This window comes from Sphingopyxis sp. H073 (genome assembly GCF_001468395.1).
Lineage (GTDB): Bacteria > Pseudomonadota > Alphaproteobacteria > Sphingomonadales > Sphingomonadaceae > Sphingopyxis.
The window spans coordinates 114,053-139,391 of record NZ_LNSG01000009.1 but is presented as its reverse complement, the minus strand read 5'-3'; the positions used below and the strand labels follow the sequence as shown (position 1 = coordinate 139,391).

The 25,339-nt window shown below is 65.0% G+C and carries 28 protein-coding genes; 12 read left to right on the top strand and 16 right to left on the bottom strand.

What is annotated here, in order from left to right; translation table 11 throughout:
* Window positions 1-6: 6 nt before the first annotated feature.
* From ATE64_RS16795 to uvrC, 5 genes are read right to left on the bottom strand one after another with little or no spacing between them, the layout of a single operon-like run.
* A complete protein-coding gene (locus ATE64_RS16795) occupies window positions 7-1,212 on the bottom strand; it encodes an aminotransferase class I/II-fold pyridoxal phosphate-dependent enzyme (RefSeq protein WP_058455854.1) in 1,206 nt (401 codons plus the stop codon).
* Window positions 1,213-1,228: 16 nt separating this feature from the next.
* Entirely contained in the window at window positions 1,229-2,275 is a 1,047-nt protein-coding gene (gene leuB / locus ATE64_RS16790) for a 3-isopropylmalate dehydrogenase (protein WP_058455853.1), read from the bottom strand.
* A gap of 48 nt (window positions 2,276-2,323) precedes the next feature.
* The gene (recO, locus tag ATE64_RS16785) at window positions 2,324-3,061 is read right to left on the bottom strand and encodes a DNA repair protein RecO (protein ID WP_058455852.1); all 738 of its coding nucleotides are present in this window, start codon (window positions 3,059-3,061) and stop codon (window positions 2,324-2,326) included.
* Window positions 3,049-3,441, bottom strand: a complete 393-nt coding sequence (locus ATE64_RS16780) for a PaaI family thioesterase (RefSeq protein ID WP_058455851.1) — start codon at window positions 3,439-3,441, stop codon at window positions 3,049-3,051. Before ATE64_RS16780 ends, recO begins: the two co-directional genes overlap by 13 nt.
* Before the next feature lie 24 nt (window positions 3,442-3,465).
* Window positions 3,466-5,400 (bottom strand): excinuclease ABC subunit UvrC, encoded by a 1,935-nt coding sequence (gene uvrC / locus ATE64_RS16775; RefSeq protein WP_058455850.1) that lies wholly within the window; start codon window positions 5,398-5,400, stop codon window positions 3,466-3,468.
* Between the two features lie 70 nt (window positions 5,401-5,470).
* Between uvrC and ATE64_RS16770 the strand changes: the two genes are divergently transcribed.
* A complete protein-coding gene (locus ATE64_RS16770) occupies window positions 5,471-6,190 on the top strand; it encodes an SDR family NAD(P)-dependent oxidoreductase (RefSeq protein WP_058455849.1) in 720 nt (239 codons plus the stop codon).
* A gap of 11 nt (window positions 6,191-6,201) precedes the next feature.
* Entirely contained in the window at window positions 6,202-6,852 is a 651-nt protein-coding gene (locus ATE64_RS16765) for a glutathione S-transferase family protein (protein WP_058455848.1), read from the top strand.
* Window positions 6,853-6,904: 52 nt separating this feature from the next.
* Here ATE64_RS16765 and ATE64_RS16760 read toward each other — a convergent pair whose 3' ends face one another.
* From ATE64_RS16760 to ATE64_RS16725, 8 genes are all read right to left on the bottom strand, one after another.
* Window positions 6,905-7,447: an ATP synthase subunit B gene (locus tag ATE64_RS16760; RefSeq protein WP_058455847.1), complete on the bottom strand. Its 543-nt coding sequence runs from the start codon at window positions 7,445-7,447 to the stop codon at window positions 6,905-6,907.
* A complete protein-coding gene (locus tag ATE64_RS16755; protein WP_058455846.1) occupies window positions 7,440-7,940 on the bottom strand; it encodes an ATPase in 501 nt (166 codons plus the stop codon). The genes ATE64_RS16760 and ATE64_RS16755 overlap by 8 nt, the downstream gene beginning before the upstream one ends.
* 82 nt (window positions 7,941-8,022) lie before the next feature.
* Window positions 8,023-8,250, bottom strand: coding sequence for a F0F1 ATP synthase subunit C (locus ATE64_RS16750; RefSeq protein WP_003044110.1), 228 nt, complete (start codon window positions 8,248-8,250; stop codon window positions 8,023-8,025).
* Between the two features lie 41 nt (window positions 8,251-8,291).
* Window positions 8,292-9,077, bottom strand: a complete 786-nt coding sequence (locus ATE64_RS16745) for a F0F1 ATP synthase subunit A (protein WP_058455845.1) — start codon at window positions 9,075-9,077, stop codon at window positions 8,292-8,294.
* A 67-nt stretch (window positions 9,078-9,144) separates the two neighbouring features.
* Window positions 9,145-9,465, bottom strand: a complete 321-nt coding sequence (locus tag ATE64_RS16740) for an AtpZ/AtpI family protein (protein ID WP_058455844.1) — start codon at window positions 9,463-9,465, stop codon at window positions 9,145-9,147.
* A gap of 205 nt (window positions 9,466-9,670) precedes the next feature.
* Complete coding sequence (locus tag ATE64_RS16735) at window positions 9,671-10,033, bottom strand: YdbL family protein (protein WP_058455913.1); 363 nt, start codon at window positions 10,031-10,033, stop codon at window positions 9,671-9,673.
* A gap of 49 nt (window positions 10,034-10,082) precedes the next feature.
* The gene (locus ATE64_RS16730; RefSeq protein ID WP_058455843.1) at window positions 10,083-10,298 is read right to left on the bottom strand and encodes a YnbE family lipoprotein; all 216 of its coding nucleotides are present in this window, start codon (window positions 10,296-10,298) and stop codon (window positions 10,083-10,085) included.
* The gene (locus ATE64_RS16725; protein ID WP_082657764.1) at window positions 10,295-13,453 is read right to left on the bottom strand and encodes a YdbH domain-containing protein; all 3,159 of its coding nucleotides are present in this window, start codon (window positions 13,451-13,453) and stop codon (window positions 10,295-10,297) included. Before ATE64_RS16725 ends, ATE64_RS16730 begins: the two co-directional genes overlap by 4 nt.
* A 197-nt stretch (window positions 13,454-13,650) precedes the next feature.
* On the opposite strand from ATE64_RS16725, the gene radC reads away from it, so the two are divergent.
* Window positions 13,651-14,340: a DNA repair protein RadC gene (radC, locus tag ATE64_RS16720; RefSeq protein WP_058455842.1), complete on the top strand. Its 690-nt coding sequence runs from the start codon at window positions 13,651-13,653 to the stop codon at window positions 14,338-14,340.
* Window positions 14,341-14,557: 217 nt separating this feature from the next.
* A complete protein-coding gene (gene rnk / locus ATE64_RS16715; protein ID WP_058455841.1) occupies window positions 14,558-14,971 on the top strand; it encodes a nucleoside diphosphate kinase regulator in 414 nt (137 codons plus the stop codon).
* Between the two features lie 71 nt (window positions 14,972-15,042).
* On the opposite strand, the gene ATE64_RS16710 is transcribed toward rnk, so the two are convergent.
* Complete coding sequence (locus tag ATE64_RS16710; protein WP_058455840.1) at window positions 15,043-15,480, bottom strand: hypothetical protein; 438 nt, start codon at window positions 15,478-15,480, stop codon at window positions 15,043-15,045.
* A gap of 198 nt (window positions 15,481-15,678) precedes the next feature.
* On the opposite strand from ATE64_RS16710, the gene purB reads away from it, so the two are divergent.
* The 8 genes from purB to ATE64_RS16670 all read left to right on the top strand — a co-directional run bounded on the left by purB (window position 15,679) and on the right by ATE64_RS16670 (window position 23,240).
* Window positions 15,679-16,995: an adenylosuccinate lyase gene (gene purB, locus ATE64_RS16705; protein WP_058455839.1), complete on the top strand. Its 1,317-nt coding sequence runs from the start codon at window positions 15,679-15,681 to the stop codon at window positions 16,993-16,995.
* Between the two features lie 60 nt (window positions 16,996-17,055).
* The gene (locus ATE64_RS16700) at window positions 17,056-17,406 is read left to right on the top strand and encodes a LapA family protein (RefSeq protein WP_058455838.1); all 351 of its coding nucleotides are present in this window, start codon (window positions 17,056-17,058) and stop codon (window positions 17,404-17,406) included.
* Window positions 17,403-18,077, top strand: coding sequence for an orotidine-5'-phosphate decarboxylase (gene pyrF, locus ATE64_RS16695; protein WP_058455837.1), 675 nt, complete (start codon window positions 17,403-17,405; stop codon window positions 18,075-18,077). Before ATE64_RS16700 ends, pyrF begins: the two co-directional genes overlap by 4 nt.
* Before the next feature lie 10 nt (window positions 18,078-18,087).
* The gene (locus ATE64_RS16690; protein ID WP_058455836.1) at window positions 18,088-18,717 is read left to right on the top strand and encodes a phosphoribosylanthranilate isomerase; all 630 of its coding nucleotides are present in this window, start codon (window positions 18,088-18,090) and stop codon (window positions 18,715-18,717) included.
* Between the two features lie 100 nt (window positions 18,718-18,817).
* Entirely contained in the window at window positions 18,818-20,038 is a 1,221-nt protein-coding gene (gene trpB / locus ATE64_RS16685) for a tryptophan synthase subunit beta (protein ID WP_058455911.1), read from the top strand.
* 199 nt (window positions 20,039-20,237) lie between these two features.
* Window positions 20,238-21,032, top strand: coding sequence for a tryptophan synthase subunit alpha (gene trpA / locus ATE64_RS16680; RefSeq protein ID WP_058455835.1), 795 nt, complete (start codon window positions 20,238-20,240; stop codon window positions 21,030-21,032).
* Window positions 21,029-21,880 (top strand): acetyl-CoA carboxylase, carboxyltransferase subunit beta, encoded by an 852-nt coding sequence (gene accD, locus ATE64_RS16675; protein WP_058455834.1) that lies wholly within the window; start codon window positions 21,029-21,031, stop codon window positions 21,878-21,880. Before trpA ends, accD begins: the two co-directional genes overlap by 4 nt.
* A 19-nt stretch (window positions 21,881-21,899) precedes the next feature.
* Window positions 21,900-23,240, top strand: coding sequence for a folylpolyglutamate synthase/dihydrofolate synthase family protein (locus ATE64_RS16670; RefSeq protein ID WP_058455833.1), 1,341 nt, complete (start codon window positions 21,900-21,902; stop codon window positions 23,238-23,240).
* On the opposite strand, the gene ATE64_RS16665 is transcribed toward ATE64_RS16670, so the two are convergent.
* Window positions 23,237-23,980, bottom strand: coding sequence for a tetratricopeptide repeat protein (locus tag ATE64_RS16665; protein WP_058455832.1), 744 nt, complete (start codon window positions 23,978-23,980; stop codon window positions 23,237-23,239). The genes ATE64_RS16670 and ATE64_RS16665 overlap by 4 nt on opposite strands.
* Before the next feature lie 4 nt (window positions 23,981-23,984).
* Window positions 23,985-25,331: an MFS transporter gene (locus ATE64_RS16660; protein ID WP_058455831.1), complete on the bottom strand. Its 1,347-nt coding sequence runs from the start codon at window positions 25,329-25,331 to the stop codon at window positions 23,985-23,987.
* Window positions 25,332-25,339: the final 8 nt, after the last annotated feature.

Genomic DNA, 25,339 nt, shown 5'->3' with positions numbered 1-25,339 from the left:
AGTCGCCTAAAGCCCGACCTTGGTCAATGCCTGGTCCAGATCGGCGATCACATCGCGCGGATCTTCGAGGCCGACATTGATACGCAGCATCCCCTCGACGACGCCCATGTCCGCGCGTGCTTCGGCGCTGACGCTATAGTGGGTGGTCGATGCGGGATGGCAGCAAAGGCTCACCGCGTCTCCGATATTGTTACTGATATCGACGAGTTCCAGCGCGTTGAGCATCGCCATGGCCTGCGCGCGGTCCTCTAGGACGAACGAGAAGATCGGGCCGCACGCCTCCATCTGGCTCATCGCCAGATTATGCTGCGGGTGGCTGGCGAGGCCAGGGTGCAGGATGCGCGGGACGCGGCTCTCGACGAACTTGCCGACCGCGAGCGCGTTTTCCGATTGGCGCCGCGCGCGAAGATCGAGCGTCTCGAGTCCTTTCAGCACCACCCACGCATTGAACGGCGACAGGTTCGGCCCGGTGTTTCGCTGGAACGGCAGCAGCACATCGTTGATGAACTTCTCGCTCCCGCAAACGGCGCCCGCAAGAACACGGCCCTGCCCGTCCATCAACTTGGTCGCCGAGTAAGCGACGACGTCGGCGCCGAACTCGAGCGGCCGCTGGAGCACGGCAGTGGCGAACGCATTGTCGACAACGGTCGTGATGCCATGCGCCTTCGCGAGCGCGCAGACACGCTTCATGTCGACGATATCCATCGTCGGATTGGCCGGAGTCTCGAAAAAGAAGACCTTCGTGTTCGGCCTGATCGCCTTTTCCCACGCGTCATTGTCGCGGCCGTCGACGACGGTCGTCTCGATCCCGAAGCGGGGGCACAGGCTGTCGACCAGCCAGCGGCACGATCCGAACGCTGCCTTGCCGGCGACGATATGGTCGCCCGCGGACAATTGGCACAGCAATGCCGTCGTCATCGCCGCCATCCCCGTCGCCTGGGCACGGCACGCCTCGGCACCCTCCATCAGCGCGATCCGTTCCTCCAGCATCGCGACGGTCGGATTCTGCAGCCGCGAATAGGTCATGCCCGGCGCTTCGCCGGCAAAGCGCGCCGCGACCTCTTCGGCGCTGTCATAGGTGTAGCCGGACGTCAGGAAGAGCGCCTCCGACGTCTCGCCATGTTCGCTGCGCCAGGTGCCGCCGCGCACGGCCTGCGTTGCCGGATGCCAGCCCCTTGTCTTGCTGCGATCGAAACCCGTGGTCTTTTTCATGCCATCGTCCGTAAAACTAGTTTGTCAGCGCGGCAACGACCGCGTCACCCAAGGCCGCGGTGCCCATATTGCCGCCGAGATCGGCGCCGCGGCAGCCTTCGGCAAGCACCCTGGCCACCGCTGCCTCGATCCGCGCGGCATTGGCTTCGTCGCCGCCCGAATGGCGGAGCAGCATTGCGAGCGACAGGATCATCGCCAGCGGGTTCGCGATCCCCTTCCCCGCGATGTCGGGCGCGCTGCCATGGATCGGCTCGTAAAGCCCCGTCGTTCCTTCGCCAAGCGATGCCGATGCGAGCAGTCCGATCGACCCCACGCACATCGACGCCTGATCCGACAGAATGTCGCCGAACAGATTGCCGGTCACGACCACATCGAACTGGCCGGGATTGCGCACCAGCTGCATCGCGGCATTGTCGACATACATATGGCTGAGCTCGACGTCGGGATAGTCCTTCGCGACTTCGATCACTACGTCGCGCCACAGCTGCGAGGTTTCGAGCACATTCGCCTTGTCGACCGAGCAAAGGCGCTTGCGGCGTCCTTGCGCCGCACGGAAGGCGACATGCGCGATGCGCCGTACTTCGCTCTCGCTGTACGACATGATGTCATAGCCTTCGCGCTCGCCGCTTGCCGTCTTGCGCGTGCCCTTCTCGCCGAAATAGACGTCGCCGTTGAGCTCGCGAACGATCAGCAGGTCGATCGCCGAGGCGACTTCGGGACGCAGCGCCGAACTGCCCTCCAGCCCCGGGAACAGTTTCGCGGGGCGAAGGTTGGCAAACAGCCCAAGCTCCGAACGCAGTCCGAGGATCGCCTGCTCGGGGCGCAGGTGGCGCGGGGCGCTGTCAAACCGCGCATCGCCGACGGCGCCGAACAGCAGCGCATCCGCGGCCTTTGCCTTCGCCAGGGTCTCGGGCGGCAGCGGATGGCCGGTCGCTTCATAAGCGGCGCCCCCGACAAGCGCGCGGTCGAGCATCACCGGCAGGGCAAGCGCCGCGATTACCTTCTCGGCTTCCGCCATGATTTCCGGACCGATACCGTCGCCGGCCAACAGCAGGATTTTCAATGCTTCGCCCTTTCGTGTCCCGCCAGCCGCTTAGACAGCGGCGACGCGTCACGCAACCGCCCTGCCCAGCCGGTCGACCAATCTTTCTCTTACCGTCAGCAAGTCACGGTTGCGCCCGTCGAGGACGTCACGGGCGAGGAAATGGCCGGTGATGGTCAGCGCGTCGAGCACATCGGTCATCGAAGGGCTGGCGTCGAGGCCGCGCAGGAAAGGTGGCAGTCGAAAAAGTCGCCCTTCATAGCCTTGCGCCGCCCCGATGCTGACCGCCCCGCCCGACTTGGGGCTGACGAAAGCGAGGTCGTCGAGTGCGCCTGTCACAACACATTGTTCGAGGTCGAGGCCAAACCCGAGTTCGGCGAGCAGCAACAGTTCGTACCGCGCCAAGGCGGCCGCCCATTGGCGTGCCGATGCCGCCACGCCGATTGCATCGAGGACCGCGGAAAGCGCCGCATGGAGCGCGGGATAGGGTTGGCTTTCGGGCAGCGTCGCGGCGGTCAGGCTTGTCGCCCAATCGATCGAAGCCGCCGCAAGCGGTTCGGCCAGCAGGGGCGCACGGCTCTGCAGCAGTTCAACCGTCGCACCGCCAAGCTGTTCCTCGGTTCGCGCGCGAAGGTCGAGCGCGACGAGATTGCCCGGTATCAGGATCGGTCTAAGCCGCCTCGACCGCCCGCCGCGGACATAACCCGCAACGAGCCCCGCCTCCTGCGTCAGCGCGCGCAGGATCGCGCCATGCTCGCCATGCGCGCGCACCGCGCAGACGATCGCATCGGCGGTCAGGCTGGCCAAAGCACCATCTGCGTTTGCGTCACCAGCGCAACCTCGGCGCCTTCTTCGGTTCGGATGCGGGTCTGCCAGACCGACAGGCGCTTGCCGATCTTCACCGGGGTGGCTTCGCCGACGAGGATCGAGCCAACCGGGCCGCCGCCGAGGAAATTGGTCTTGCTCTCGATCGTCGTCGTTCCCGTGGCCCCCTCGGGCAAGGTCAGGAACGCCCCGACCGCACCGAGGCAGTCCGCAAAGGCCATAATAGCGCCGCCATGGACGATGTTGCCCGCGGTGCAGATCTCGGGTCGTACCGGGAGCTTGCCCGCGACGCGGTCCTTGCTGCCCTCGTGGATCGAGACGCCCAGCGTTCCAGCGAGCGGCATCGTTGCTGCGAAATCCATGTGCCTCTCCTCAGCCTGCCGGGTTCAATTGCCCGGATTATAGAAATCATAAACCGCCTGTGCGACGCCGGCGCTGACGCCCGGCGCCTTTTGCAGATCCTCCAGACTTGCGCTGCGGATCGCGCGCGCGGTGCCGAAATGCATCAGCAGCGCCTTCTTGCGGGCCGGACCGACTCCCGGCACCTCGTCGAGCGGCGAACTGCCCATCGCCTTCGCCCGCTTCTGACGGTGCGCGCCGATCGCGAAGCGGTGCGCCTCGTCGCGCAGCCGCTGGATATAGAAGAGCACGGCATTGTTCGTCGGCAAGGTGAATTCGCGCCCATCGGGCAGGTAGAAGGTCTCGCGTCCGGCGTTGCGATCCGGCCCCTTGGCGACGCCGACATAAGGCAGGTCGTCGATGCCAAGCTCTGCGAGCACCGATCCCGCCGCCGACACCTGCCCCTTGCCGCCGTCGATCAGCACCAGGTCGGGCCATTCGCCCTTCGTCCTTTCGGGATCCTCTTCGATAGCGCGCGCGAAACGGCGCTGGAACACCTCGCGCATCATCGCAAAATCATCGCCCGGCTGCGTCTCCGCGCGTTTGATGTTGAACTTGCGGTATGCGCCCTTGATCCACCCCTCCGGCCCCGCAACGACCATAGCGCCGAGCGCGTTGGTGCCCTGGATGTGGCTGTTGTCATAGATTTCGATACGCTGCGGTGGCCCGTCGAGGTCGAACAGGTCGGCCAGCTCGCGGCCGAGCTTCGCCTGCGTGCTGCTTTCGGCAAGCCGCCGGTCGAGTTCTTCCCCCGCGTTGCGCACCGCCTGTTCGAGCAGCCGCTTGCGGTTGCCGCGCTGCGGCACGCTGATCTCGACCTTGCGCCCGGCGATTTCACCGAGTGCCTCGGCCAGCAGATCTGCCTCGTCGGGTTCACGATCGACGAGGATCAGCTTCGGCGGCGGCACGCCTTCATAGAATTGCATCAGGAAACTTTCGAGCACCTCGCTCTCGGGCACGCCCGCGATGTGCGCAGGGAAGAAGCTGCGATGCCCCCAATTCTGGCCGCCACGGATGAAGAAGCCCGCGATACAGAGCTGTCCGCCCTTAGCCGCGAGCGCAAAGACGTCCGCGTCTCCCAACCCGTCGGCGTGGACCGACTGCGTGCCCTGAATGAAAGTCAGCGCCTTCAGCCGGTCGCGAAGCACCGCCGCCTGCTCGAAATCCATCGCCTCGGCGGCGTTGGTCATCGCATCGCCTAGGCGTTTCTGCACCGCGGTCGAGCGGCCTTCGAGGAAATCCTGGGCGTCGCTCACCAGCCCGGCATAATCCTCCTTCGAGATGCGATCGACGCACGGCGCCGAGCAGCGGCGGATCTGGTAGAGCAGGCAGGGGCGCGACCGGTTCGCAAAGAAGCTGTCGGTACAGCTTCGCAGCAGGAAGGTCTTCTGGAGCGCGTTGAGCGTGCGCCCGACCGATCCGGCGCTCGCAAACGGACCGTAATAGCGCCCCTTGGCCCGCCGCGCGCCGCGATGCTTCTGGACGCGCGGGAAATCATGGTCGGTGCGGAGCAGGATGAAGGGGAAGCTTTTGTCGTCGCGGAGTAAAACGTTGTACGGCGGGCGATAGCGTTTGATCAGCTGCGCCTCGAGCAGCAGCGCCTCGGCCTCGCTGTTGGTGGTGACGATCTCCATCGCGCGCGTCTGCGCCACCATGCGCTGAAGCCGCTGCGGCAGCCGCGCGACCTGCGTATAGTTGGTGACGCGATTCTTCAGCGCGCGCGCCTTGCCGACGTACAACACCTCGCCGCGCGCATCGAGCATCCGATACACGCCGGGACGGACAGGCAGCTTACGCACGACGCTGCGGATCACCTCGGCGCCGCGTTCGAGGTCGGGCTTGTCGGCCCCCTCGCCGTCGCCGCGGACGACATAGGCGGATTTCTCTTCGTTGAATCGGTCGGGAGCGTTCGGGCGAACCATGATTTTGCATGTAGGCGAGGACGATGCGACCCGCCATAGTGTCCAAGGTAAAACAGCGCGGGAGGGACAAATGGATGTTCGCGGCAAAGTCGCTTTGGTTACAGGCGGCAGCGACGGGATCGGGCGCGAGATCGCGCTGCAATTGCAGGGCGCGGGCGCGGATGTGACCGTCACCGGACGCTCGATCGCGAAATTGCAGGCGATGGCGTCGCTCGGCTTCGGGACGATTGCGGGCGATCTGTCGACGCCGGCGGGTGTCGATGCAGTCGTCAACGGCGTGGCGGGCAAACCGCTGGCGGTCCTTGTCAACAACGCCGGGGTCGGCAGCGACTATGACCTCGACACGCCCGACACGCTGGACAGCGCCGCGCACTGCATCCGCACCAACCTCGATGCGCCGATCGCGCTCTGCACCCGGTTGCTGCCGACGCTGCGCGCGCAGCCCGAGGCGGCGATCGTGAACGTCACCTCGGGCCTAGCCATTGCGCCGCGCGCCGAGGGTTCGATCTATTGCGCGACCAAGGCGGGGCTCCGCAGCTATACGCAGGCGATCCGGCACCTCCTGAAGGACAGTAATGTCCACGTGATCGAGGCCCTGCCGCCCGTCGTCGAAACCAACATGACCGCGGGCCGCAGCGGCAAGAAGATGAGCGCACATGATTGCGCCGCCGAGATCGTCGCGGGCATTCGCACCGGCAAGCGCGAGGTCAACGCCGGAATGGTGAAGCTGCTCCAGCTGGTGAACAGCATCTCGCCCGCGCTCGCACGGCGGATCATGATCCGGTTCTGAGGACATAAGATATGATCACTGTCTATGGCGAAGGCCGCGGATTTCGGGTCGTCTGGTTGCTCGAGGAAATGGGCCTTCCCTATCGCGTGCGACAGGTCGACCTGCTCTCCGGGATCGAGAATGACGCCGAGTTTCTGGCGATCAATCCCGCCGGATTCATTCCGGCAATCGTCGACGGCGACACGGTGATGGTCGAATCCATCGCCATCATGGAATATCTGCTCGCGCGGCATGGGCCGTCGCCGCTCGCGCCTGCCCCGTCCGATGCCGATTATCCGGCCTATCTGCAATTTCTTGTGATGGGCGAAGCGGGTTTGGCCGGTCCGATCAACGCCATCGTCGCAACCAATATCCTAGCCCCGGAGGCCGAGAAGCCGAACTGGACCACTGGCTGGGCGCTGGGAACGTTCGAGAGTCGCCTCGATCTGGTGCGGCGCCAGCTCGCGCGATCGGCGTATATCGCGGGCGACAGCTTCACTGCCGCCGATATTTCGATCACCTACGCGCTCGAATTCGCCCAGCGCACCGGCTGCTTCACGCTCTCTGACCTCGAAAAGGCCTATGTCGCGCGCACCACGGCGCGGAAAGCTTATGCGCGCGCGATGGACGGCTGCCCGGGAACCAAAGCATGGGCCGCCGAAGTGGCCGCGCGACAGGTATAAGAAAACGCCCGCGGAAATCCGCGGGCGCCTTGTCTCTGCGATATCGAAGGGCTCAGCCCTTCGCGACCGCTGCGATCGCGTCGTCGATCAGCGCTTTATCGGCTTTCGCGTCATGCTTGTCCGCGATCAGCCTTGCCGCCGCGTCGGTAGCTGCCTTTGCAGCTGCGGTGCGAACTTCGGCAAGGGCATTGGCTTCGGCCGCAGCAATACGGTCTTCGGCCATCTGCTTGCGGCGTGCGATCAGCGCTGTGGCATCGGCCTTGGCCTTGGCGACGAGCGCTTCGGCCTCGGCATCGGCGCGCGCGCGCATTTCGTCGGCTTCCTTCGCCGCTCGGGCGAGCCTGGCTTCATATTCAGCCTTCAGCGATTCGGCGTCGAGGCGGAGCTGTTCGGCTTCCTTGAGCTGCTTCGAAATCTCGGCAATCTTGTTGTCGAGCATGGCGCCGATCGCCGCCGGCACCTTCTTCCAGACCAGAATGCCCAGGAAGACGAGCATCGCGATCGAGACCCATACGGTCGCATTCAGGCCGAAGGCGGTCGGATCGGCGTGCGCTTCGCCTGCGGCTTCGGACAAAATGATGGAGAAATTAGCCATGAAGCACCGCCTTTACAGCCGCCTTGGCGTCCGCCGCCGCGACCTTCGCCCCCGACAGCTTGGCGACGAGGTCGCTTGCCGCTTCGGCCGCGACCGATTCAATTTCCGCCATCGCCGACTTGCGGGCAGCGGCGACCTCGGTTTCGGCCGCCGCAAGCTTGTCGCCAAGCTCGGCGTCGACTTTCGCCAGACGCTTTTCGGCATCCTTCGCGGCCTTGTCTTTCGCGTCGGCAACCGCCTTCTGCGCGGCGGCGCGGCTTGCTTCGCTTTGCTGGCGGTAGCTTTCCTCGAGGTTATCGGCAGCCGCATGGGCCGCCTTCGCCGCCGCCAGATCGTCGGCAACCTTGCGGTCGCGCGCGTCAACCGTCGCTTCGATCTTGGGCAGCATGCCGCGGCCGATCACGACATAAATGCCGGCGAACACGACCAGCAGCCAGAAAAGCTGCGAGGCAAGATACCAATTGTCAGCGGTGAGCTGGGCTATCTGGGGCATGGAAGGCGAACCCTAAAACTTGAAAACCTGCAGATGGTGCAGCCGGCCCCGCTAGGAGGCCGGCGTCACCCGATCGTCGAAATCAGACGACGAAGAGCAGGATCATCGCAACGACGAACGCCAGCAGGCCGAGAAGTTCGGCAGCGGCGAAGCCGATGAACAGGCGACCCTGCTGGCCGTCGGCGGCCGCAGGGTTGCGCAGTGCGCTTTCGAGGAAGCTACCGAAGACGTTACCCACGCCGATGGCGGCCATGCCGGCACCGATAGCGGCGAGACCTGCACCGATCAGCTTTGCTGCTTCTGCGTCCATTATACTACTCCTTGGGTGTAAGCGTTTATTGTAAAACGAAATTAGTGAAGGTTGACCGCGTCGTTGATATACAGCGAGGTCAACAGGGCGAAAACATAGGCCTGGATGCCGGCGACGAGCAGTTCGAGCGCACTGATGCCGATCATCAGCGTGAAGCTGAGCACCGACACGACCGAACCGATCATCAGATTGTCGGCGTTGAAACCATTGATCACGAAGCCCGACAGCACCTTCAGCAGCACGTGGCCGGCGGTCATCGCGACGAAAAGACGCAGACCGAGGCTGAACGGACGGATCATGAAGGAGATGAACTCGATAACCGCGATGAAAGGAATCATCGGCAGCGGCGTACCGTGCGGCACAAACAGCGAGAAGAAGTGCAGACCATGGCGCCAGAAGCCGACGACGAGGACGATCGAGAAGGACAACAGCGCCAGAACGCCGGTGATCGCGATGTGGCTCGTGACGGTGAAGGGATGCACGCCGAGCACGCCGAGCGGCAGCATGCCGAGCAGGTTGCAGAAGAGGATGAACATGAAGAGCGAAAAGACGTAAGGCGTATATTTGCGCCCTTCGGTCCCGATATTCGCGGTCATCATGTTCGAGATGAAGCCGGTGAAGCTTTCGACCGCGACCTGCCAGCGGCCCGGGATCAGCTGGCGGCGCATCCCGCCCCACATGAAGAGGCCGAGGACGACCGCTGCGATCACCATCCACAGCGCACTATTGGTGAAGAACACTTCATGCCCGCCAAGGTTGAAACCGCCGCCGAGCGGGGTCACCTCGAACTGGTGCATCGGGTCGATCTTGCCGGATTCCGCCGCCACTCTTCACTCCACGCGCATTGCGGGGCGGCGCGTTCGGCCGTCCCGCGGAAATTTCCTTTGCGACCCGCTATTTGCGGGGCGTCGATGTCAGGCGAATGATGTTCCGGAACGCCACGACGATCCCCAGGAACAACATCACCAACAAGCCCCAGGGCGACGTGTCCGCGAAACGATCGATCAGCCAGCCGAACAGCCCGCCCCCGATCAATCCGCCCAGCAGCTCGGCCAGGACGCGGTTCCCGAGCCGGTAGTTGGCATCGGACTCCGGTCCAGCATTCACTGCGGTCCGCTCCGCTTCTGCGGCTTCGGCCCGGTCCAATCGCTTTTCGAGCGAGACCAGGCGCGAATCCTCCGAAGCTGGTTCCGGATCGCTGCCATTCTCCGTCATTTTCCGCCATCCTCCTGAAACAGAGCCGAAATACTCGCCTCTGCCTGCAAAAAAAGGCCCGAAAATTCGGGAGACCCCTAAGGCGCGGCCCGTTTAGGAACGACGCCCGATTAAGTCAATGCTTGGCTGTCACACGCAAAAATGCCGCCGCGTTTAGGGGCGCGGCGGCATCTGCAGCCCGCGGGCCGCCTTGCAATCCATCATCTTACGGGCAGCGCGAATCCCGCACCGGCGCGCCGCTGTCGCGGGTCAGCCAGCGGCCATCGGGCGCCTTGTATTTTTCGCCCGGACGCGTCTTGGCGATCAGGTTGCACCCGGTGACGAAGGCGAATTGCTCGACCGTGCTGCCTGCCGGCGCGCCGCTGGTGTAGGCCGCCTTGCGCTTGATGTTGATGTCGTTGACCATGTCGCGCACCGCGGGGGTCGGGCTGGTGACAAAGCCCAGATAGCCGTCGGGCTGCTCACCGATCTGCCCCGCCGAACGCGCCGCCTCATAAGCCGGATCGCGTTGCGCCATGGCGGAAGGCACCGCCAGCGCTACCGCTGCCGTCACGGCCACCGCCGCCATTGCCCATCCCGCCGGTTTTCCCAGTTTCAGCATCATCATTCCTATCTGGTCAGAATATTCCGCTATTCTGCTCAATCAGCTTTTTGGCATCTCCATCAAGCTTGTACACAATTTCCTGCTTGATGTTGATGTTGAGGTTGATTTCGATCGGTTTGTCGGGCGTTTCGATCTGGACACAGCCGCCAAGCGCTGCCGTCCCCATCACGATCACCACGAACCGCCGTCCGATCATCAGCCTCCGTTCGCTATTTTCGTTTATGGTCATTGCACGGGCTCGCTTTCTGGGGGCTGAACAGGGCTCGGTTGACCTGCCGTGGCCGCTTCCTGTTGCTGGATCAACTGGGTGAGATTCTGTTCGATCCACACGGTGGGATCGTAAAGCCCCTTGGCGGAGGTCACGAGTTGCCGGAACGGTCCCGTAACCTTCACGTTGAACACGAGAGGGATCTTGGCGATCCGGTTGGTCAGAAAATTGCGCGTTGCGCCTGCGCCCTGCCCCACGCCGCCAAAACGGATATCGGTCACCATTTCGCCGTCGAGGTCCCCGTTCAGGATGATCGTCAGATCGTCATATTTGAGGCTGCGCAGCGCGCCAAAGGCAAAATTCGCTATCGTGCCGAGATTATGGTTCGACAACTCACCGACATAAGCGAGCGTACCGCCGCCATCGCGCGCGTCGATCCGCCCATCGACAATCCGCCCACCGAGCCCGTCGAATTCGACGGGCAGCGTGCCGTCGAACTTGCCGGTCGCGTTGATATTGTCGAAGCCGAAATTCTGCAGGAACACCGCGGCCTCGACGCCGACGACGTCGAAGGACAGCCGCCGCGGCTGATCGGCGGCGAAATTGAGCGTTGTCGGGTGAAGCAGCAATTCGCCGCCGGCAAAGGGCCAGCGCCCGCCCTCTATCCGCACCCGGTTGTCGCCGAGCAGCTCATATTCGATCGCGCCGTCGACCACGGGAATGCCGGGGTTGACCTCTTGCACCCGCGCCTGCTGACGCGGCGCGGTCTTCAGGCCGAGCAGATCGTCGAAGGTCAGGGTCGTAGTCAGGCCGGTCACGGGGCCGAAGGCGGCCGCCAGATCGGTGTTCGCGGTGGCAAAGGTTCCGCGGCTCTTCACACCGTCGGCGGTCCATTCGATATGCCCGTCCCCGACGACCGACCCCTGGACGTTTGCAACGACACCCAGCGCCAGATGCGTGAGCTGGTCGGGTTGGAAACCTTCGCCGAAGCGGAGCTCGCGCACCACAAGATCGGCCGAGCCGGTTCCATCGCCCAGCCGGTGTCGAATCACCGTGTCGAGTATCTTCGTCCCCGTCTTTCGCTCGCTGAAACCGGCGGTTGCGTCGATCACGCCGCCGGCGAACCGGAGACTGGCGTCGCGACTGAAGAGCGGCTCGAATCGGTCGACCTGCTCGGCGTCGGCAACCGCCAGTCCGCCGTCCAGCGTCAGCGCGCCGCCGGCCCAGCGCCAGCGACCGTCGATTTCGCTCATCTCGAGCGGGACGGCGCCGATCTTCCCGCTCGCTCCGACCAATTCGCCCGCCATGCCGTGCGGCGCGTTCCGCCCGGCGATCCGCCGCGCCGCGAAACGCGTCACGCTGTCGCCCTGCCCAAGCCGGACGTCGGCGAGCGCAATCGCCCAGCGCATCGTCGCGAGATCGATCTCGGCACTGCGGGCATCTAAAGCGACGGGAGCGGAACCGCTGGCCCCGCGGAGCCTGATTCCCGGAATGCGGATTGCGCCGCGCAGGCCGCCCGGACCGGCGCTCAGCAATGGCGTGTCCGGGCGGCTGCACAGGTCCATGCCCGTCTTGTCGAGCCGGAACCCCGATAGGGCAATCCGGTCGATCCCGATCCGGGTACATCCACCGTTGAGCGCGAAATCGCCGGTCGGAGCGAGCGCGCCGGCGAGCGGAATGCTCAGCCGGTCGACGCGGCCATCGCCGATCGGCCCCGAAAGCTCGGCGCGTGTCGCGAAGCGCAGCGGGCCGCCCGGTTTCCCGGAAAAGCGGATCGCGTCGAGCGCAAGCCGGGCGCCTTCGGCCGCATAGGCGTCGAAGCGCGCGAGGCCGCTCACCGACCCGTCGGCGCTGCGATCGAGCGTCAGCGAACCCGACGGCAGATCGCCGCCGCCGAAGGTCCAGCTCCCGTTTGCGGTCACTGCGGGTTTGGGGCCCCCGAAAAGATAGGCGATCCGGCTGCCGTCGCTGCCGATGAAGCGCCCGCCGCTGGCGCTCGTCAGCCTGGGCTCCAGCAGGTCGATTCGCGCCTCGGCGCCTGCGCCCTTCAATGCGAACGCCGTTTCGCCGCTCGTATCGGCGAGCATGGCCGCAAGCGCCTTCGCCGCGCGGCTGGCCAGCGGGCCGACCGGGCTTCCGGACCATTCTTCGGCGCCAGCGACGATCGACCGGCGAAGCGCGACGCTGCCGCTTGCCTGCGAAACGCGGATGCTGCCTTCGATCGTCGGAGCCTGCTTGCCGACGATGCCCTTCGCGGTCAGCGTGACGCCGCGCGCCGCGAACGCTTCGCCATGAAGCCGGGCCATCGCTGCGTCGACGTCGATCGCGGTCCGGTCCGCGGTGCCGTCGAACGCGGCGTTGACGCCGAGCCGGTCGGCCGCAATTACCCCTGCCGCAAGTTTCGCGATGCTCGCGTCCGCCGTACCACTCCAGCTTCGCAAATCTTCGGAGAGCGACACATCGAGCGCGATCTGCGGCGACAAGGCGCTGACGCGGCCGTCGGCGCAGCTGAGCGAGGCGCCGCGCAACGGACCGTTGAGCCGCGGCCGTACATTCCGCACGTCGACCGTGCCGTAAAAGCTCGCGTCGCGCACCGAGCAGCCGGCGGTGGCGATCCGGGGCGCCACCAGGGCCAGCTTGCCCGAAAAATCCCGGCGCAGGTTGCCGCTGCCGTTCAGCGCGGCGCCAACATTGCCCCACGGGGTTTCGACCCGCGCGCGGGCATCGGCAACCCTCACCCAAAGGTTGGGCAAGGCGAAGGGGGTAGTGTCCGTCGGATCACGGAACCTGTCGAGCGAGCCCAGCGACAATCGCCCGTCGACGAAGCGGCCGTAGAGGCGAACGCCATCGGCGATGACGCCCGATACATAGGGGCCCGACCAGCCATAGCCGATACGCACCTCGACATGGGTGGCGGTGAGGTCGGGCCGCGCCGGATCGCCGATGACCAGATGGGACAATTGTTCGGAGCCGAAGCCGATCTTGTCGATCGTGTAACTAGCCTGGATCCCGCGACTGTCGAACTGGTCTCGAATGATCCTGTCGGCGATCGGTTCGCGCGCCATCCACGCCACCGCCGCAAGCGCGACGACGGCGCCCGTCGTCATCCAGCGCTTCTTGAACAATATCCTGTGCATATGCAGCCGCCGTCGCGGCGCCGCTTCCCCGGCGGTCATGCCGGTACCGAAGCGGCTATGGTGGCGGATGACGTCACGACGCTTATGCTCTTTTCCTCATGCGCCCCCGGCAGGTCCGTCCCTGCCCGCCAGATAACGCCAGAATGGCGCAATTGGCTGCAACAATAGGGACGTAGCCATAGGCCGGGAACCTTATGTCCGTTGAGTGCGCCCCACAAGCTGGTTATGCCCGCGCCATGGCCGATGCACCCGCACCCCTTCACGACCACAGCGGCCACCGCGCGCGCCTGCGCTCCCGCCTGCTGACCGATCCCGAGGGCATGGCCGATTACGAGCTGGTCGAATATTTGCTCGCGCTGGCGATCCCGCGTCGCGACACGAAGCCGCTCGCGAAGGCGCTGCTCCACGAATTCGGGTCGTTGGCACAACTGGCAAGCGCCGATCCCGAATCGCTTCGCCGTGTCAGCGGCATGGGGGACACTGCCGTCGCCGCGCTGAAAATCGTCCAGGCGACGAGCCTGCGGATGCTGAAGGGCGAGTTCCGCGAGAAGCCTCTGCTGTCCAGTTGGGACGCGCTGCTCGATTGGCTGCGCGCCGACATGGGGCCGATCGATATCGAGCGCGTGCGCATACTCTATCTCAACTCGCGCAACATGCTGATCCGCGATGAGGTGGCGAGCGAGGGCTCCATCGACCAGTCGGCGATCTATGTTCGCGAGGTCGTGAAGCGCGGCCTCGAACTCGGTGCGGCTGCGATCATCGTCGTCCACAATCATCCGAGCGGCAATCCAGAACCGAGCCGGCAGGATATCGCGATCACGCGCGAGCTTGCGGCGGCCGCGGGCAAGCTTGGCATCGTCCTTCACGATCACATCGTTATCGGCGGCGCCGACCATCGCAGCCTTCGCGGGCTCGGCCTGCTGTAGCTGCACGCTTTACTTGTTGGCGCGGGCAGCACATCATCGCGCCATGCAGATTCGGCAGCACCATCTTCGCTTCCGCCACCATGGGGGACAGCTTCTCGCGGGCATCTAGCCCCGGGTTCCGGCGCGTCACGCCCCGGCAGCCCGGGGTGAAACTTCCGAAACTTCCAGATGGGAAGCCTTTCGGGCGCCCGTCCCCTATTCTGCTGAAAGCATCCCCATGACCAACGCAAAGGCCGTCAGAAAGCCGCCCGTCCATATGATCGATCGTGAGGCCGACGCGCTCACCGACCTCGCGATCGGCGTCGAAAAGCGCATGCCGCAAGTCAGCGAGCTTCTGCTCCGCGAGATCGGCCGCGCGACAATCCACAAGGAACGTCACGTCCCGCGCGACGTGGTGACGATGAACAGCGAGGTCGATTTCGTCGACGCGGCGAACGGCGCCGTCCGCAGCGTGCGCCTCGTCTATCCTTCCGACGCCGATATCGCGACAGGGCGCATTTCCATCCTCACGCCCGTCGGCGCCGGGTTGATCGGAATGCGTGCCGGTAGCGCGATTCTCTGGCCCGACCGCGACGGGCAGGAACGCGCGCTTACCATCCGTGCAGTCCTGCAGCCGCCGCGCGCGGCATGACCTGCCCGGTGCGAAGCAGCCGCCGGATTTCTCCGACGGCTGCGACGCTCCTTTACCAACGGCGCTGAAAATCAGGCGCCGCGCGACAGGAAGCCGGTCAGTTCGTCCTTGCTGACGGCACCCGATTTGTCGGCGTCCGCCGCTGCCCAAGCCTGGCCGACCCAGGTTTTGACCTGCTCCGATTCGGGATCGATCGACGGCTCGGTCGCGGTGCGCAGCTTCTTCATCCAGGCCGCGAATTCCGACTGGTTGAGGTCGCTGCTCTTGTCCGCGTCATAGGATGCGAACTCTTGATTGACGATCTGCGCAACCTGTGCGGGCGTGGCGGCCGCGCCCGAAGGTGCCGGCTTGGCGGCTTCACCCGCGGACGGAGCGCTCGCGGGAGCAGGCGCAGCCGGATCGGCCTGCTCGGCAGGCGGGGGCGCGGTCGGGTCGGCCGGCGGCGTATTCTGGGCCAGCGCCGGGAAACTGACAATGGCGGCGCCGATCAAAAGGACTTGCTTCAACATGATTATTCTCCTGTAGCGGCGGCCGACCAGCGGTTGCGATCGAGCGCCTTTGGGAACGGGCACAAGATCAACCGCGCGGGCTTCGGGGAAGTTGCGTGGTTGCCGCGATTGGCTAAACGCCCCGGCCCTGCTAGGGGGCGCCCCGTCGCGAATTCGCTGCCGATTTGCGACGAAGCGACACAAAAGGAAGGAATTTCAATGGTTCCGCGTTACGCTCGGCCCGACATGACGGCTATATGGTCGCCCGAGAATCGTTTTCGCATCTGGTTCGAGATCGAAGCGCATGCCACCGACGCGCTTGCCGAGCTGGGAACCGTTCCGAAATCCGCCGCCAAGGCCTTGTGGGAATGGTGGGCCACCAATCCGAAAATCGACGTCGAGGCGATCGACGCGATCGAGGCCGTCACCAAGCATGATGTGATTGCCTTCCTTACGTGGGTCGCCGAAAATGTCGGCGATGAAGCACGCTTCATGCATCAGGGCATGACGTCGAGCGATGTGCTCGACACCTGCCTCGCGGTGCAACTCAGCCAGGCGGCCGACCTCCTGCTCGCCGACCTCGACGCGCTGCTCGAGGCGATCAAGCGCCGCGCCTACGAGCACAAGCTCACGCCGACGATCGGCCGTAGCCACGGCATCCACGCCGAACCCGTCACCTTCGGGCTGAAGCTCGCCGAGGCCTATGCCGAATTCTCGCGCTGCAAAGCCCGCCTCGTCGCCGCGCGCGCCGAGATCGCGACCTGCGCCATCTCGGGCGCCGTCGGCACCTTCGCGAACATCGACCCGCGCGTCGAGGCGCATGTCGCGGCGAAGCTTGGCCTCGCGATCGAGCCGGTCTCGACGCAGGTCATCCCGCGCGATCGTCACGCGATGTTCTTCGCCGTGCTCGGCGTCATCGCTTCGTCGATCGAGCGTCTGGCGATCGAGGTCCGCCACCTCCAGCGCACCGAAGTGCTCGAGGCCGAGGAATATTTCTCGCCGGGCCAGAAGGGCTCGTCCGCAATGCCGCACAAGCGCAACCCGGTACTGACCGAAAATCTGACCGGCCTTGCGCGCATGGTCCGCAGCGTCGTCATCCCCGCGATGGAGAATGTCGCGCTGTGGCACGAGCGGGACATCAGCCATTCGTCGGTCGAACGTTTCATCGGCCCCGACGCGACTATCACGCTCGACTTCGCGCTCGCCCGCCTGACCGGCGTCGTCGACAAGCTGCTCGTCTATCCCGAGCGGATGCAGAAGAATCTCGACCGCATGGGCGGCCTCGTCCATTCGCAGCGCGTCCTGCTCGCGCTGACGCAGGCGGGCGCGAGCCGCGAGGACAGCTACGCACTCGTCCAGCGCAACGCGATGAAGGTCTGGGAATCGGACGGGCAGCTTTCGCTGCTCGAACTGCTCAAGGCCGATGCGGATGTGACGGCACGCCTGTCGGCCGAACAACTCACCGAATTGTTCGATCTCGGTTATCACATGAAGCAGGTCGACACGATCTTCGATCGCGTTTTCGGCAAGGCATAGGCTGGAAACGCTCGCAAATCTGTCATAGGGTCGAGGCCAGCCTGCGGAGGAGCGAAGCGAATGGGGACGTTGCGGACGATCATCTGGGTTCTGCTGACCGCGGTGCTGGTGATATTTGCGATGGCGAACTGGCGCGTCGTTACGGTCACGATCTGGCCCGGTTGGGAAGCGGAGACGAAACTTCCTTTGGTTGTGCTGGTCTCCTTCCTGATCGGTAGCGTGCCGATGTGGATCGCGCTTCGCACCACGCGCTGGTCGATGAAGCGTCGACTCGACACGAGCGAACGGCAGCTTTCGGACTTGCGTGCACTTGCCAATCGACCGGTCGAGCCGGCGTCGGCGCCCGCCCCTGCGGCGACGCCGCCCGCGGGCGGCACCAACTCCCCAACCCTGCCACTGGATATTCCATGACCTCCCCCATCTATCTTGCCATCGACACCCCGCATCTCGATGCCGCGCTGACCCTGGCGCAAAAGGTGCGGCATCATGTCGGCGGGCTCAAGCTGGGGCTCGAATTCTTCTGCGCCAACGGCCATCATGGCGTGCACGAAATGGCGAAATTCGGCCTGCCGATCTTCCTCGACCTCAAGCTGCATGACATTCCGAACACCGTGGCCAAGGCGATCCAGGCGCTGCGGCCGCTCGAAGCCGCGATCCTGACCGTTCACGCCGCCGGTGGCCGCGCGATGATGGAAGAGGCCAAGGCGGTGGCGGGTCTCAACACGAAGGTTGTCGCGGTGACCGTCCTCACTAGCCTCGATGCGCCCGACCTTGAAGATATAGGCGTTGTTGGGGCTCCCGACGATCAGGTCGTCCGTCTGGCCAAGCTTGCGCGCGAATCCGGGCTCGACGGCATCGTTTGCTCGGGCCGCGAGGTGAAGCTGGCGCGCAAGGTCTGGCCGGGCGGTTTCTTCGTCGTCCCCGGCGTCCGCCCGGCGAATGGCAAGGTCGGCGACCAGAAACGGGTTGTCACGCCCGCCCAGGCCATGTCGGATGGCGCCTCGATCCTCGTCGTCGGCCGCCCGATCAGCCAGTCGGCCGACCCCGATCTCGCCGCGCGCGAGATCGAAGCCACGCTCTAGAAAGTATTCCATGCCACCGTTGGTGAAGATTTGCGGGCTGTCGACGCCCGAAACGGTCGATGCCGCCATTCGTCTCGGCGCGACCCACATCGGCCTTGTCCACTACGAGCCGAGCCCGCGCCATGTTGCGCTCGATCTCGCGGCCGAACTGCGTCAGCGCGCGCAGGGCAAGGTCAAGGTCGCGCTGCTGCTGGTCAATGCCTCGCAGCAATTGACCGGCGAGGCGCTGTCCAAGGTTCGTCCCGACATTATCCAGTTCCACGGCACCGAAACCCCCGAATGGCTCGCGCGCGTGAAGCAACTCGTTCCGGCACAGATATGGAAGGCAATCGGCCTCAGGGACGCCGACACGCTGGATCGCACGCAGAAATATCGCGGCATCGCCGATCGCATCCTGTTCGACGCCCCTGCGGCGGCGATGCCCGGTGGAACCGGAACGCGGTTCGACTGGTCGCTGCTCGCGAACCACCGTCATAGCATGGACTGGGGGATTGCCGGCGGGCTGACCCCGGACAATGTCGGACAAGCGATAGCGGAGACCGGTGCGCCGCTCGTCGATGTTTCATCGGGTGTCGAAAGTGCACCGGGCGTCAAGGATGTGGACAAGATCGCTGCTTTCCTTAAAGCGGTCGCCGCATGATGACACGGTTCGCCTCCGTCACGGCTATCGGCAAACGATGGCGCTGATCGCTTGAGACTATCTCGAAGCGCGTGCCCCAACCTTGCCGATGGAAATGATCATGACTGAGACCACGACCCTTCCGAACAGCTTTCGCACCGGACCCGACGAGCGCGGCCATTTCGGCCAGTTCGGCGGCCGCTATGTCGCCGAAACGCTGATGCCGCTGATCCTCGACCTCGAACGTCACTATCGCGCGGCACAGGCCGACCCGGCGTTCAAGGCCGAGTTTGACCATCTGCTGAAGCATTATGTCGGTCGCCCGAGCCCGCTGTGGTTTGCCGAGCGGCTGACCGAACACCTCGGCGGCGCGAAGATCTATTTGAAGCGCGAGGATCTCAACCACACCGGCGCGCACAAGATCAACAATTGCATCGGTCAGATCCTGCTCGCGAAGCGGATGGGCAAGACGAAGATCATCGCCGAGACCGGCGCCGGCCAGCACGGCGTCGCGACCGCGACCGTCGCCGCGCTGTTCGGCCTGCCCTGCACCATCTTCATGGGCGCGGTCGATGTTGCGCGGCAACAACCCAATGTGTTCCGCATGAAGCTGCTCGGCGCCGAAGTCGTCGCGGTCGAGAGCGGCGCCAAGACGCTGAAGGATGCAATGAACGAGGCGCTGCGCCACTGGGTCGCGAACGTCCACGATACCTTCTACATCATCGGCACCGTCGCGGGGCCGCACCCCTATCCCGAGCTTGTTCGCGATTTCCAGTCGGTGATCGGCGACGAAGCCCGTGAACAGATACTCGAAGCCGAAGGCCGCCTACCCGACATGCTGATCGCTCCTGTCGGCGGGGGATCGAACGCGATCGGATTGTTCCATCCCTTCCTCGACGACGCCGACGTCGAGATCGTCGGGGTCGAAGCCGCCGGCGAAGGTCTGGAAGGCAAGCATGCCGCCAGCCTGGCGGGCGGCAAGCCGGGCATCCTCCACGGCAACAAGACCTATCTGCTCCAGGACGAGGACGGCCAGATCACCGAGGCGCATAGCATCTCGGCGGGGCTCGACTATCCGGGGATCGGCCCCGAGCATAGCTGGCTCCACGACATCGGCCGCGTCCGCTACGAACCCGTCACCGACGCCGAGGCGCTCGCGAGCTTCCAGAAGCTGACCAAGCTCGAAGGCATCATCCCCGCGCTCGAAAGCGCCCACGCGATCGCCGCCGCCGAACGCATCGCGCCGACGCTGGGCAAGGACAAGCTCATCATCGTCAACTGCTCGGGCCGCGGCGACAAGGACATCATCACCGTGGCGGATGCGTTGGGGGTGAAGCTGTGAGCTCCCATGCAAACCCTTCTCCCTTGAAGGGAGAAGGATACGAAGCCTTGGCGGCGCAGCCGCCTAGGCGCAGTTGGATGAGGGTGAGCGAGCCTCTGGCTCGCGCGATCGCGCAGCGATCGCATACCCCTCACCCAGCTACGACTAGCGAGCAAGCTCGCAAGTCTGCGCAACCCTCTCCCCCAAAGGGAGAGGGGGAATGAGCACCCGCTTCGCCGCCACCTTCACCAAACCCCACCCCGCGCTCGTCGCCTTCATCACCGCGGGCGACGGAGACACCGCCGCGAACCTTGACGCGCTCGTCGCGGGGGGTGCCGATGTGATCGAGCTTGGCATGCCCTTCACCGATCCGATGGCTGATGGCCCGGCGATCCAGCAGGCAAATCTGCGCAGTCTCGCTAAGGGCACGTCCACAGCCGACATCTTCGGACAGGCCGCCGCTTTCCGCCAGCGTCACCCCGACACCCCGCTCGTCCTGATGGGCTATGCCAATCCGATGACCATCCGCGGCGGCGACTGGTTCGCCGGAGAATGCGCCAAGGCGGGTGTCGATGGCGTGATCTGCGTCGATGTTCCCGCCGAGGAAGATCCCGAACTCGGCCCCGCGCTGCGCGCCGCCGGGGTCGACCTCATCCGCCTCGCTACTCCGACGACCGACACCGCACGGCTGCCCGCAGTGCTCGATGGCGCGGGCGGCTTCCTCTATTATGTCTCGGTCGCCGGGATCACCGGCCAGCAACAGGCCGCACAGGCGAGCATCGACAAAGCCGTCGCGCGGCTCAAGGCCGCCACCGACCTGCCCGTTGCGGTCGGCTTCGGCGTCCGCACACCCGATCAGGCCGCGGCGATCGCGCGCGTCGCCGATGGCGTCGTCGTCGGGTCGGCGTTCATCGACATCATCGCCGAGCATGGCGACGCCGCGGCGCCGCATGTCGAGGCCTTCACCCGCTCGCTCGCCGATGCTATCCGCGGCGCAAAGGAGATCGCCGCATGAGCTGGCTCGACCGCGTTCGCAACGCCTTGCCCTTCACCGCCAAGCGCGACACCGCCGACAATCTCTGGCACAAATGCCGCCAGTGCCAGCAGATGGTGTTCGTCAAGGAATGGGAAGACAATCTGAACGTCTGCCCGCGCTGCGACCATCACGACCGCATCGGCGCGAAAGAGCGCTTTGCGCAGCTGTTCGACGGTGGCGTGCACGAACCGATCGCCTCGCCGCCTGCGCCCGAGGATCCGCTGAAGTTTCGCGACACCAAGAAATATGTCGACCGCATCAAGGCGGCGCGCGCGCAGACCGGCGACCGCGACGCATACAAGAACGCGTTCGGGCGCATTTCGGGCAAGGGAGCCGTGATCGGGGTTCAGGATTTCGCCTTCATGGGCGGATCGATGGGTGTCGCGGTCGGCGAAGCCTTTGTCACGGGCGTCGAACAGGCGATCAAGCGCCGTGTTCCCTATATCGCAATCACCGCCGCGGGCGGCGCGCGGATGCAGGAAGGCACGCTCTCGCTGATGCAGATGCCGCGCGCGACCGTCGCGCTCCAGCGGCTCCGCCGGGCGGGCCTGCCCTATATCGTGCTGCTGACCGATCCGACGACCGGCGGTGTGACCGCCAGCTATGCGATGCTTGGCGACATCCAGATCAGTGAACCCAACGCCCTGATCGGCTTCGCCGGCCAGCGCGTGATCGAGAATACGATCCGCGAAAAGCTGCCCGAGGGGTTTCAGCGCGCCGAATATCTGCTCGACCACGGGATGATCGACATGGTCGTCCACCGCAAGGATCTGCCCGAAACGCTCGGCCGCCTGATCGGCTATCTGGCGCCCGAAAAGGCGGCCTGAGCCTCAAGCGGCCCCTCCGATGGCTGACTTCGCCCGTTCCGACGACCCGGCGGTTCAGGCGCAGCTGGACCGCCTTGGCGCGTTGTCGCCGGGCCGCGATATCCTGGGCCTCGAACGCATTGCGGAACTCTGCCGCCGGCTCGGGAATCCCCAGAACCGGTTGCCGCGGACCTTCCATGTCGCGGGCACCAACGGCAAGGGATCGACCTGCGCCTTCCTCCGCGCGATCCTTGAGGCGCAGGGGCGCCGCGTCCACGCCTATACCAGCCCGCATCTCGTCCGCTTCAACGAGCGTATCCGCCTTGCCGGGACCCTGATCGACGATGCGCTGCTCGCGCCGTTGCTCGCCGAGGTGCTCGACATGGCCGAGGGGCTGCAGGCTAGTTTCTTCGAGGTCACGACCGCGGCCGCCTTTCTCGCTTTCTCGCGCATTCCGGCGGACGATTGCATCATCGAAGTCGGCCTCGGCGGCCGCCTCGACGCCACCAATATCATCCCCGCGCCCGCCGTCTGCGGCATTGCATCGCTCGGTATCGATCACGAGGCATTCCTGCTTGCGCCGGAAGAGGGTGTCCCAACGGACGCCATAAAGCGCATCGCATGGGAAAAGACCGGCATCTTCAAGCCGGGTTCCGCCCTGGCCACGCTTCGCTACCCCGACGCCGTCATGAAGCTGGTCGGCGAGCGCGCCGCCGCGGTCGGCGGCACTTTGTTTTCCGAAGGCGATGGCTGGGCAATCGAGCCCGAGGGCAACGGTTTTCGCTGGCAATCGAACTCGGGGTCGATCACCGGGGTTCTCGAGCCAAGGATGGCGGGCCTGCATCAGATGCGCAATGCCGGGCTGGCCATCGCGATGCTCGATATCGCCCCCGGCCCACGTCCGGGCGAAGCCGCTATCGCGTCTGGCGTGTCGGCCGCTTTCTGGCCCGGACGGATGCAAAAGCTCGGACCCGGACCGCTGACCGCGCTCGTCCCCGGTAGCCGCGAAATATGGCTCGACGGCGGGCACAATCCCGACGCGGGGGCCGCGCTGGCGCGTGCGATGGGCGGTCGGTTGCCGTTCCACATCGTCTGCGGCCTGCTCCGCAGCAAGGACGCAATGGGCTTTCTCAGCCCTTTTGCCGACCATATCGCATCGTTTCAGGCCGTTCCGATCCCCGGGCACGAGCATCACGATCCCAAGGATCTGTGCCAATGGGTTCAGTCGGACCTCGGTGTCGTCGACGCGCAGCCGTGCGACGACGTGAGCGCGGCGCTGCGCCACATCGCCGAGCGTCGTCTCGCCGGCGACGTGCTGATCTGCGGATCGCTCTATCTCGGCGGCGTCGTGCTCGATCTCAACGGCGAGCCACCCGCCTAGCGCAGTTCGGCAAGCGTCCGTTTGGCCCAGTCGTACATCGCCGCTTCGGCCTTCAGCGTCACCGGCGGGGTGCGCTTCATTCGCTGCTCGACCTCTTGTAACAGGGCCCGGGCCCCGCGCCGGTCACCTTGAGCGATCAATAGCGCCGCAATGCGGCAACGTACTTCGTCGCCGGGTACGCGCTCGACGATATCGCGATAGAGCGGTAGTGCGTCATGTGGACGGTCATCGGCTTCGGCGACCTTCGCGCGCAGCAGCGTTCGCCGGTCGAGCTCGGTCTGCGAGATCGTCTCCGGCAGCCTGTCGATTGCTGCCAGCGCCTCGCTGAAACGTCCGGCTTCGTAAGCCGCTTCGGCTATCCGCATCCCGATTGCCCGATCAACGTGCGGAGACAGCCGTTCGGCCTCGCGAAACTGCTTCAGAGCTTCGTCATACCGCCCGCGCACCATCAGCGCGTCGCCAAGTTCAAGGCGGTTGCCTGCGGTATTGCTGAATTCGACTGCATCATTCGCAGCCCGCACGCGCCGCTCGGGATCCATCTTGTCGGCGACCTTCGTTCGGACATCGCGAACGCGTCGGTCGTGCCGCAGGCCGGGCAGGATTTCGACGATGAAATAGGCGAGCATACCGACCATCGGAAGAAAGGCGATTGCCATGATCCACGCAGTATTGCGCCCGGTGCGGAACACATGAACGATGCAGAGCAATTGCAACGCGATCGAGAGCAACAGAAAGTGCACGATCTCAACCCACGGGTTTGAGTGGTGTTTCTTCGCTGCCCTCGGCCTTGCCCGCCGAGCCGACCGACAGGTCGACCAGCCCGGTCCGCATCATCCACCAGAAGAGCAAAACACCCGGCACCGCCGCGACGGTCGTGAGCAGATAGAATTGCACGTAGCCGAAGGTTTCGATGAGGCCGCCAGCTGTCGTGCCGGTGACGAAGCGTCCAACGATGCTCGCCGCCGACGAGATCAGCGCATAGTGCGCTGCCGTGAAGCGCAGGTCGCAGAGTGCCGAGAAATAGGCGACCACGACGACGCCGCCGATACCGCTGGCAAAATTCTCGAAACCTATCGCACCGGCCATACCGAAGTTACTCTTTCCCGTCGCCGCGAGGAGCGCGAAACTGAAATTCGATACCGCCATCAGGATCAGGCTGACGAGCACCGATCGTTTCATACCCATGCGCGCATACATGATACCGCCGACGAAGATGCCGATCAGATAGGCCCAGAAGCCGATCCCGACATCATAGATCGCGATCTCGTCGTTGGTATAGCCCAGGTCGTCGAAGAGCAGGCGGAAGGTGAGATTGGCAAGCGTATCGCCGATCTTGTGCACGAGGATGAACAACAGCACGAGCAACGCGCCCTGCCGCTGGAAAAATTCGGTGAAAGGCCCGATAATCGATTGGAAGATCGCACTCCCCCCCTTGCGCTGGGCGGGATCGCGATGCCGGTCGGGTTCGCCCAGCCACAGCACGGCGATGACCGCGGGCAAAGCAAAGAGCGCGCAGGCGAGATAGGCGGGCTGCCAGCCGAAGCGCGCAGCCAGAAATAGCGCAAGGGCGCCGGCGCCCGCCGACCCGATACGCCAGCCGTACTGGCTCATCCCCGAACCGATTCCGAGCTGTTCGGGCTTGAGAATCTCGATGCGATACGCATCGATGACGATATCGAAGGTCGCGCCCGCCAAACCCACGAGAATGGCGGCGATCGCTGTCTGGTAGATGTCGGCCTTCGGCTCCTGCAGGGCAAGATTCGCAACCGCCGCCATCACCAGCACCGCGGCCAGGATCATCCACGAAACACGCTGGCCGAGCGCGCCGAGCCCCGGCAGCCGGACGCCATCGACGATCCACGACCAGAGCGGCTTCAGATTATAGACCAGGAAGGCCAGGGTAAAAGCCGTCACCGTCTTCTTGTCGATCCCGTCCTGGGCCAGTCGGGTCGTCAGCGTCGCGCCGATCATCGCATAGGGAAAGCCCGACGACAGGCCCAGAAGGAAGGCGGCCAGCGGGGCACGCTCGAAATAAGGCCGGATGCTGCCCCACCAGCCCTGCGGCGGCGGTGTCGTCGTATCTGGCTGCAACCCGGCTC

Bases quoted from the DNA above. Each gene is read 5' to 3' on its own strand.
- trpB (WP_058455911.1), top strand. From the start codon at position 18,818: ATGACTGAGACCACGACCCTTCCGAACAGCTTTCGCACCGGACCCGAC.
- ATE64_RS16740 (WP_058455844.1), bottom strand. From the start codon at position 9,465: ATGACGGAGAATGGCAGCGATCCGGAACCAGCTTCGGAGGATTCGCGC.
- ATE64_RS16780 (WP_058455851.1), bottom strand. From the start codon at position 3,441: ATGGATTTCGCAGCAACGATGCCGCTCGCTGGAACGCTGGGCGTCTCG.
- ATE64_RS16735 (WP_058455913.1), bottom strand. From the start codon at position 10,033: ATGGCGGCGGTGGCCGTGACGGCAGCGGTAGCGCTGGCGGTGCCTTCC.
- purB (WP_058455839.1), top strand. From the start codon at position 15,679: ATGGTTCCGCGTTACGCTCGGCCCGACATGACGGCTATATGGTCGCCC.
- ATE64_RS16700 (WP_058455838.1), top strand. From the start codon at position 17,056: ATGGGGACGTTGCGGACGATCATCTGGGTTCTGCTGACCGCGGTGCTG.
- ATE64_RS16670 (WP_058455833.1), top strand. From the start codon at position 21,900: ATGGCTGACTTCGCCCGTTCCGACGACCCGGCGGTTCAGGCGCAGCTG.
- ATE64_RS16690 (WP_058455836.1), top strand. From the start codon at position 18,088: ATGCCACCGTTGGTGAAGATTTGCGGGCTGTCGACGCCCGAAACGGTC.
- ATE64_RS16755 (WP_058455846.1), bottom strand. From the start codon at position 7,940: ATGCCCCAGATAGCCCAGCTCACCGCTGACAATTGGTATCTTGCCTCG.
- radC (WP_058455842.1), top strand. From the start codon at position 13,651: ATGGCCGATGCACCCGCACCCCTTCACGACCACAGCGGCCACCGCGCG.
- accD (WP_058455834.1), top strand. From the start codon at position 21,029: ATGAGCTGGCTCGACCGCGTTCGCAACGCCTTGCCCTTCACCGCCAAG.
- pyrF (WP_058455837.1), top strand. From the start codon at position 17,403: ATGACCTCCCCCATCTATCTTGCCATCGACACCCCGCATCTCGATGCC.
- ATE64_RS16710 (WP_058455840.1), bottom strand. From the start codon at position 15,480: ATGTTGAAGCAAGTCCTTTTGATCGGCGCCGCCATTGTCAGTTTCCCG.
- ATE64_RS16765 (WP_058455848.1), top strand. From the start codon at position 6,202: ATGATCACTGTCTATGGCGAAGGCCGCGGATTTCGGGTCGTCTGGTTG.
- uvrC (WP_058455850.1), bottom strand. From the start codon at position 5,400: ATGGTTCGCCCGAACGCTCCCGACCGATTCAACGAAGAGAAATCCGCC.
- ATE64_RS16730 (WP_058455843.1), bottom strand. From the start codon at position 10,298: ATGACCATAAACGAAAATAGCGAACGGAGGCTGATGATCGGACGGCGG.
- ATE64_RS16770 (WP_058455849.1), top strand. From the start codon at position 5,471: ATGGATGTTCGCGGCAAAGTCGCTTTGGTTACAGGCGGCAGCGACGGG.
- rnk (WP_058455841.1), top strand. From the start codon at position 14,558: ATGACCAACGCAAAGGCCGTCAGAAAGCCGCCCGTCCATATGATCGAT.
- trpA (WP_058455835.1), top strand. From the start codon at position 20,238: ATGAGCACCCGCTTCGCCGCCACCTTCACCAAACCCCACCCCGCGCTC.
- ATE64_RS16725 (WP_082657764.1), bottom strand. From the start codon at position 13,453: ATGACCGCCGGGGAAGCGGCGCCGCGACGGCGGCTGCATATGCACAGG.
- ATE64_RS16795 (WP_058455854.1), bottom strand. From the start codon at position 1,212: ATGAAAAAGACCACGGGTTTCGATCGCAGCAAGACAAGGGGCTGGCAT.
- ATE64_RS16750 (WP_003044110.1), bottom strand. From the start codon at position 8,250: ATGGACGCAGAAGCAGCAAAGCTGATCGGTGCAGGTCTCGCCGCTATC.
- ATE64_RS16760 (WP_058455847.1), bottom strand. From the start codon at position 7,447: ATGGCTAATTTCTCCATCATTTTGTCCGAAGCCGCAGGCGAAGCGCAC.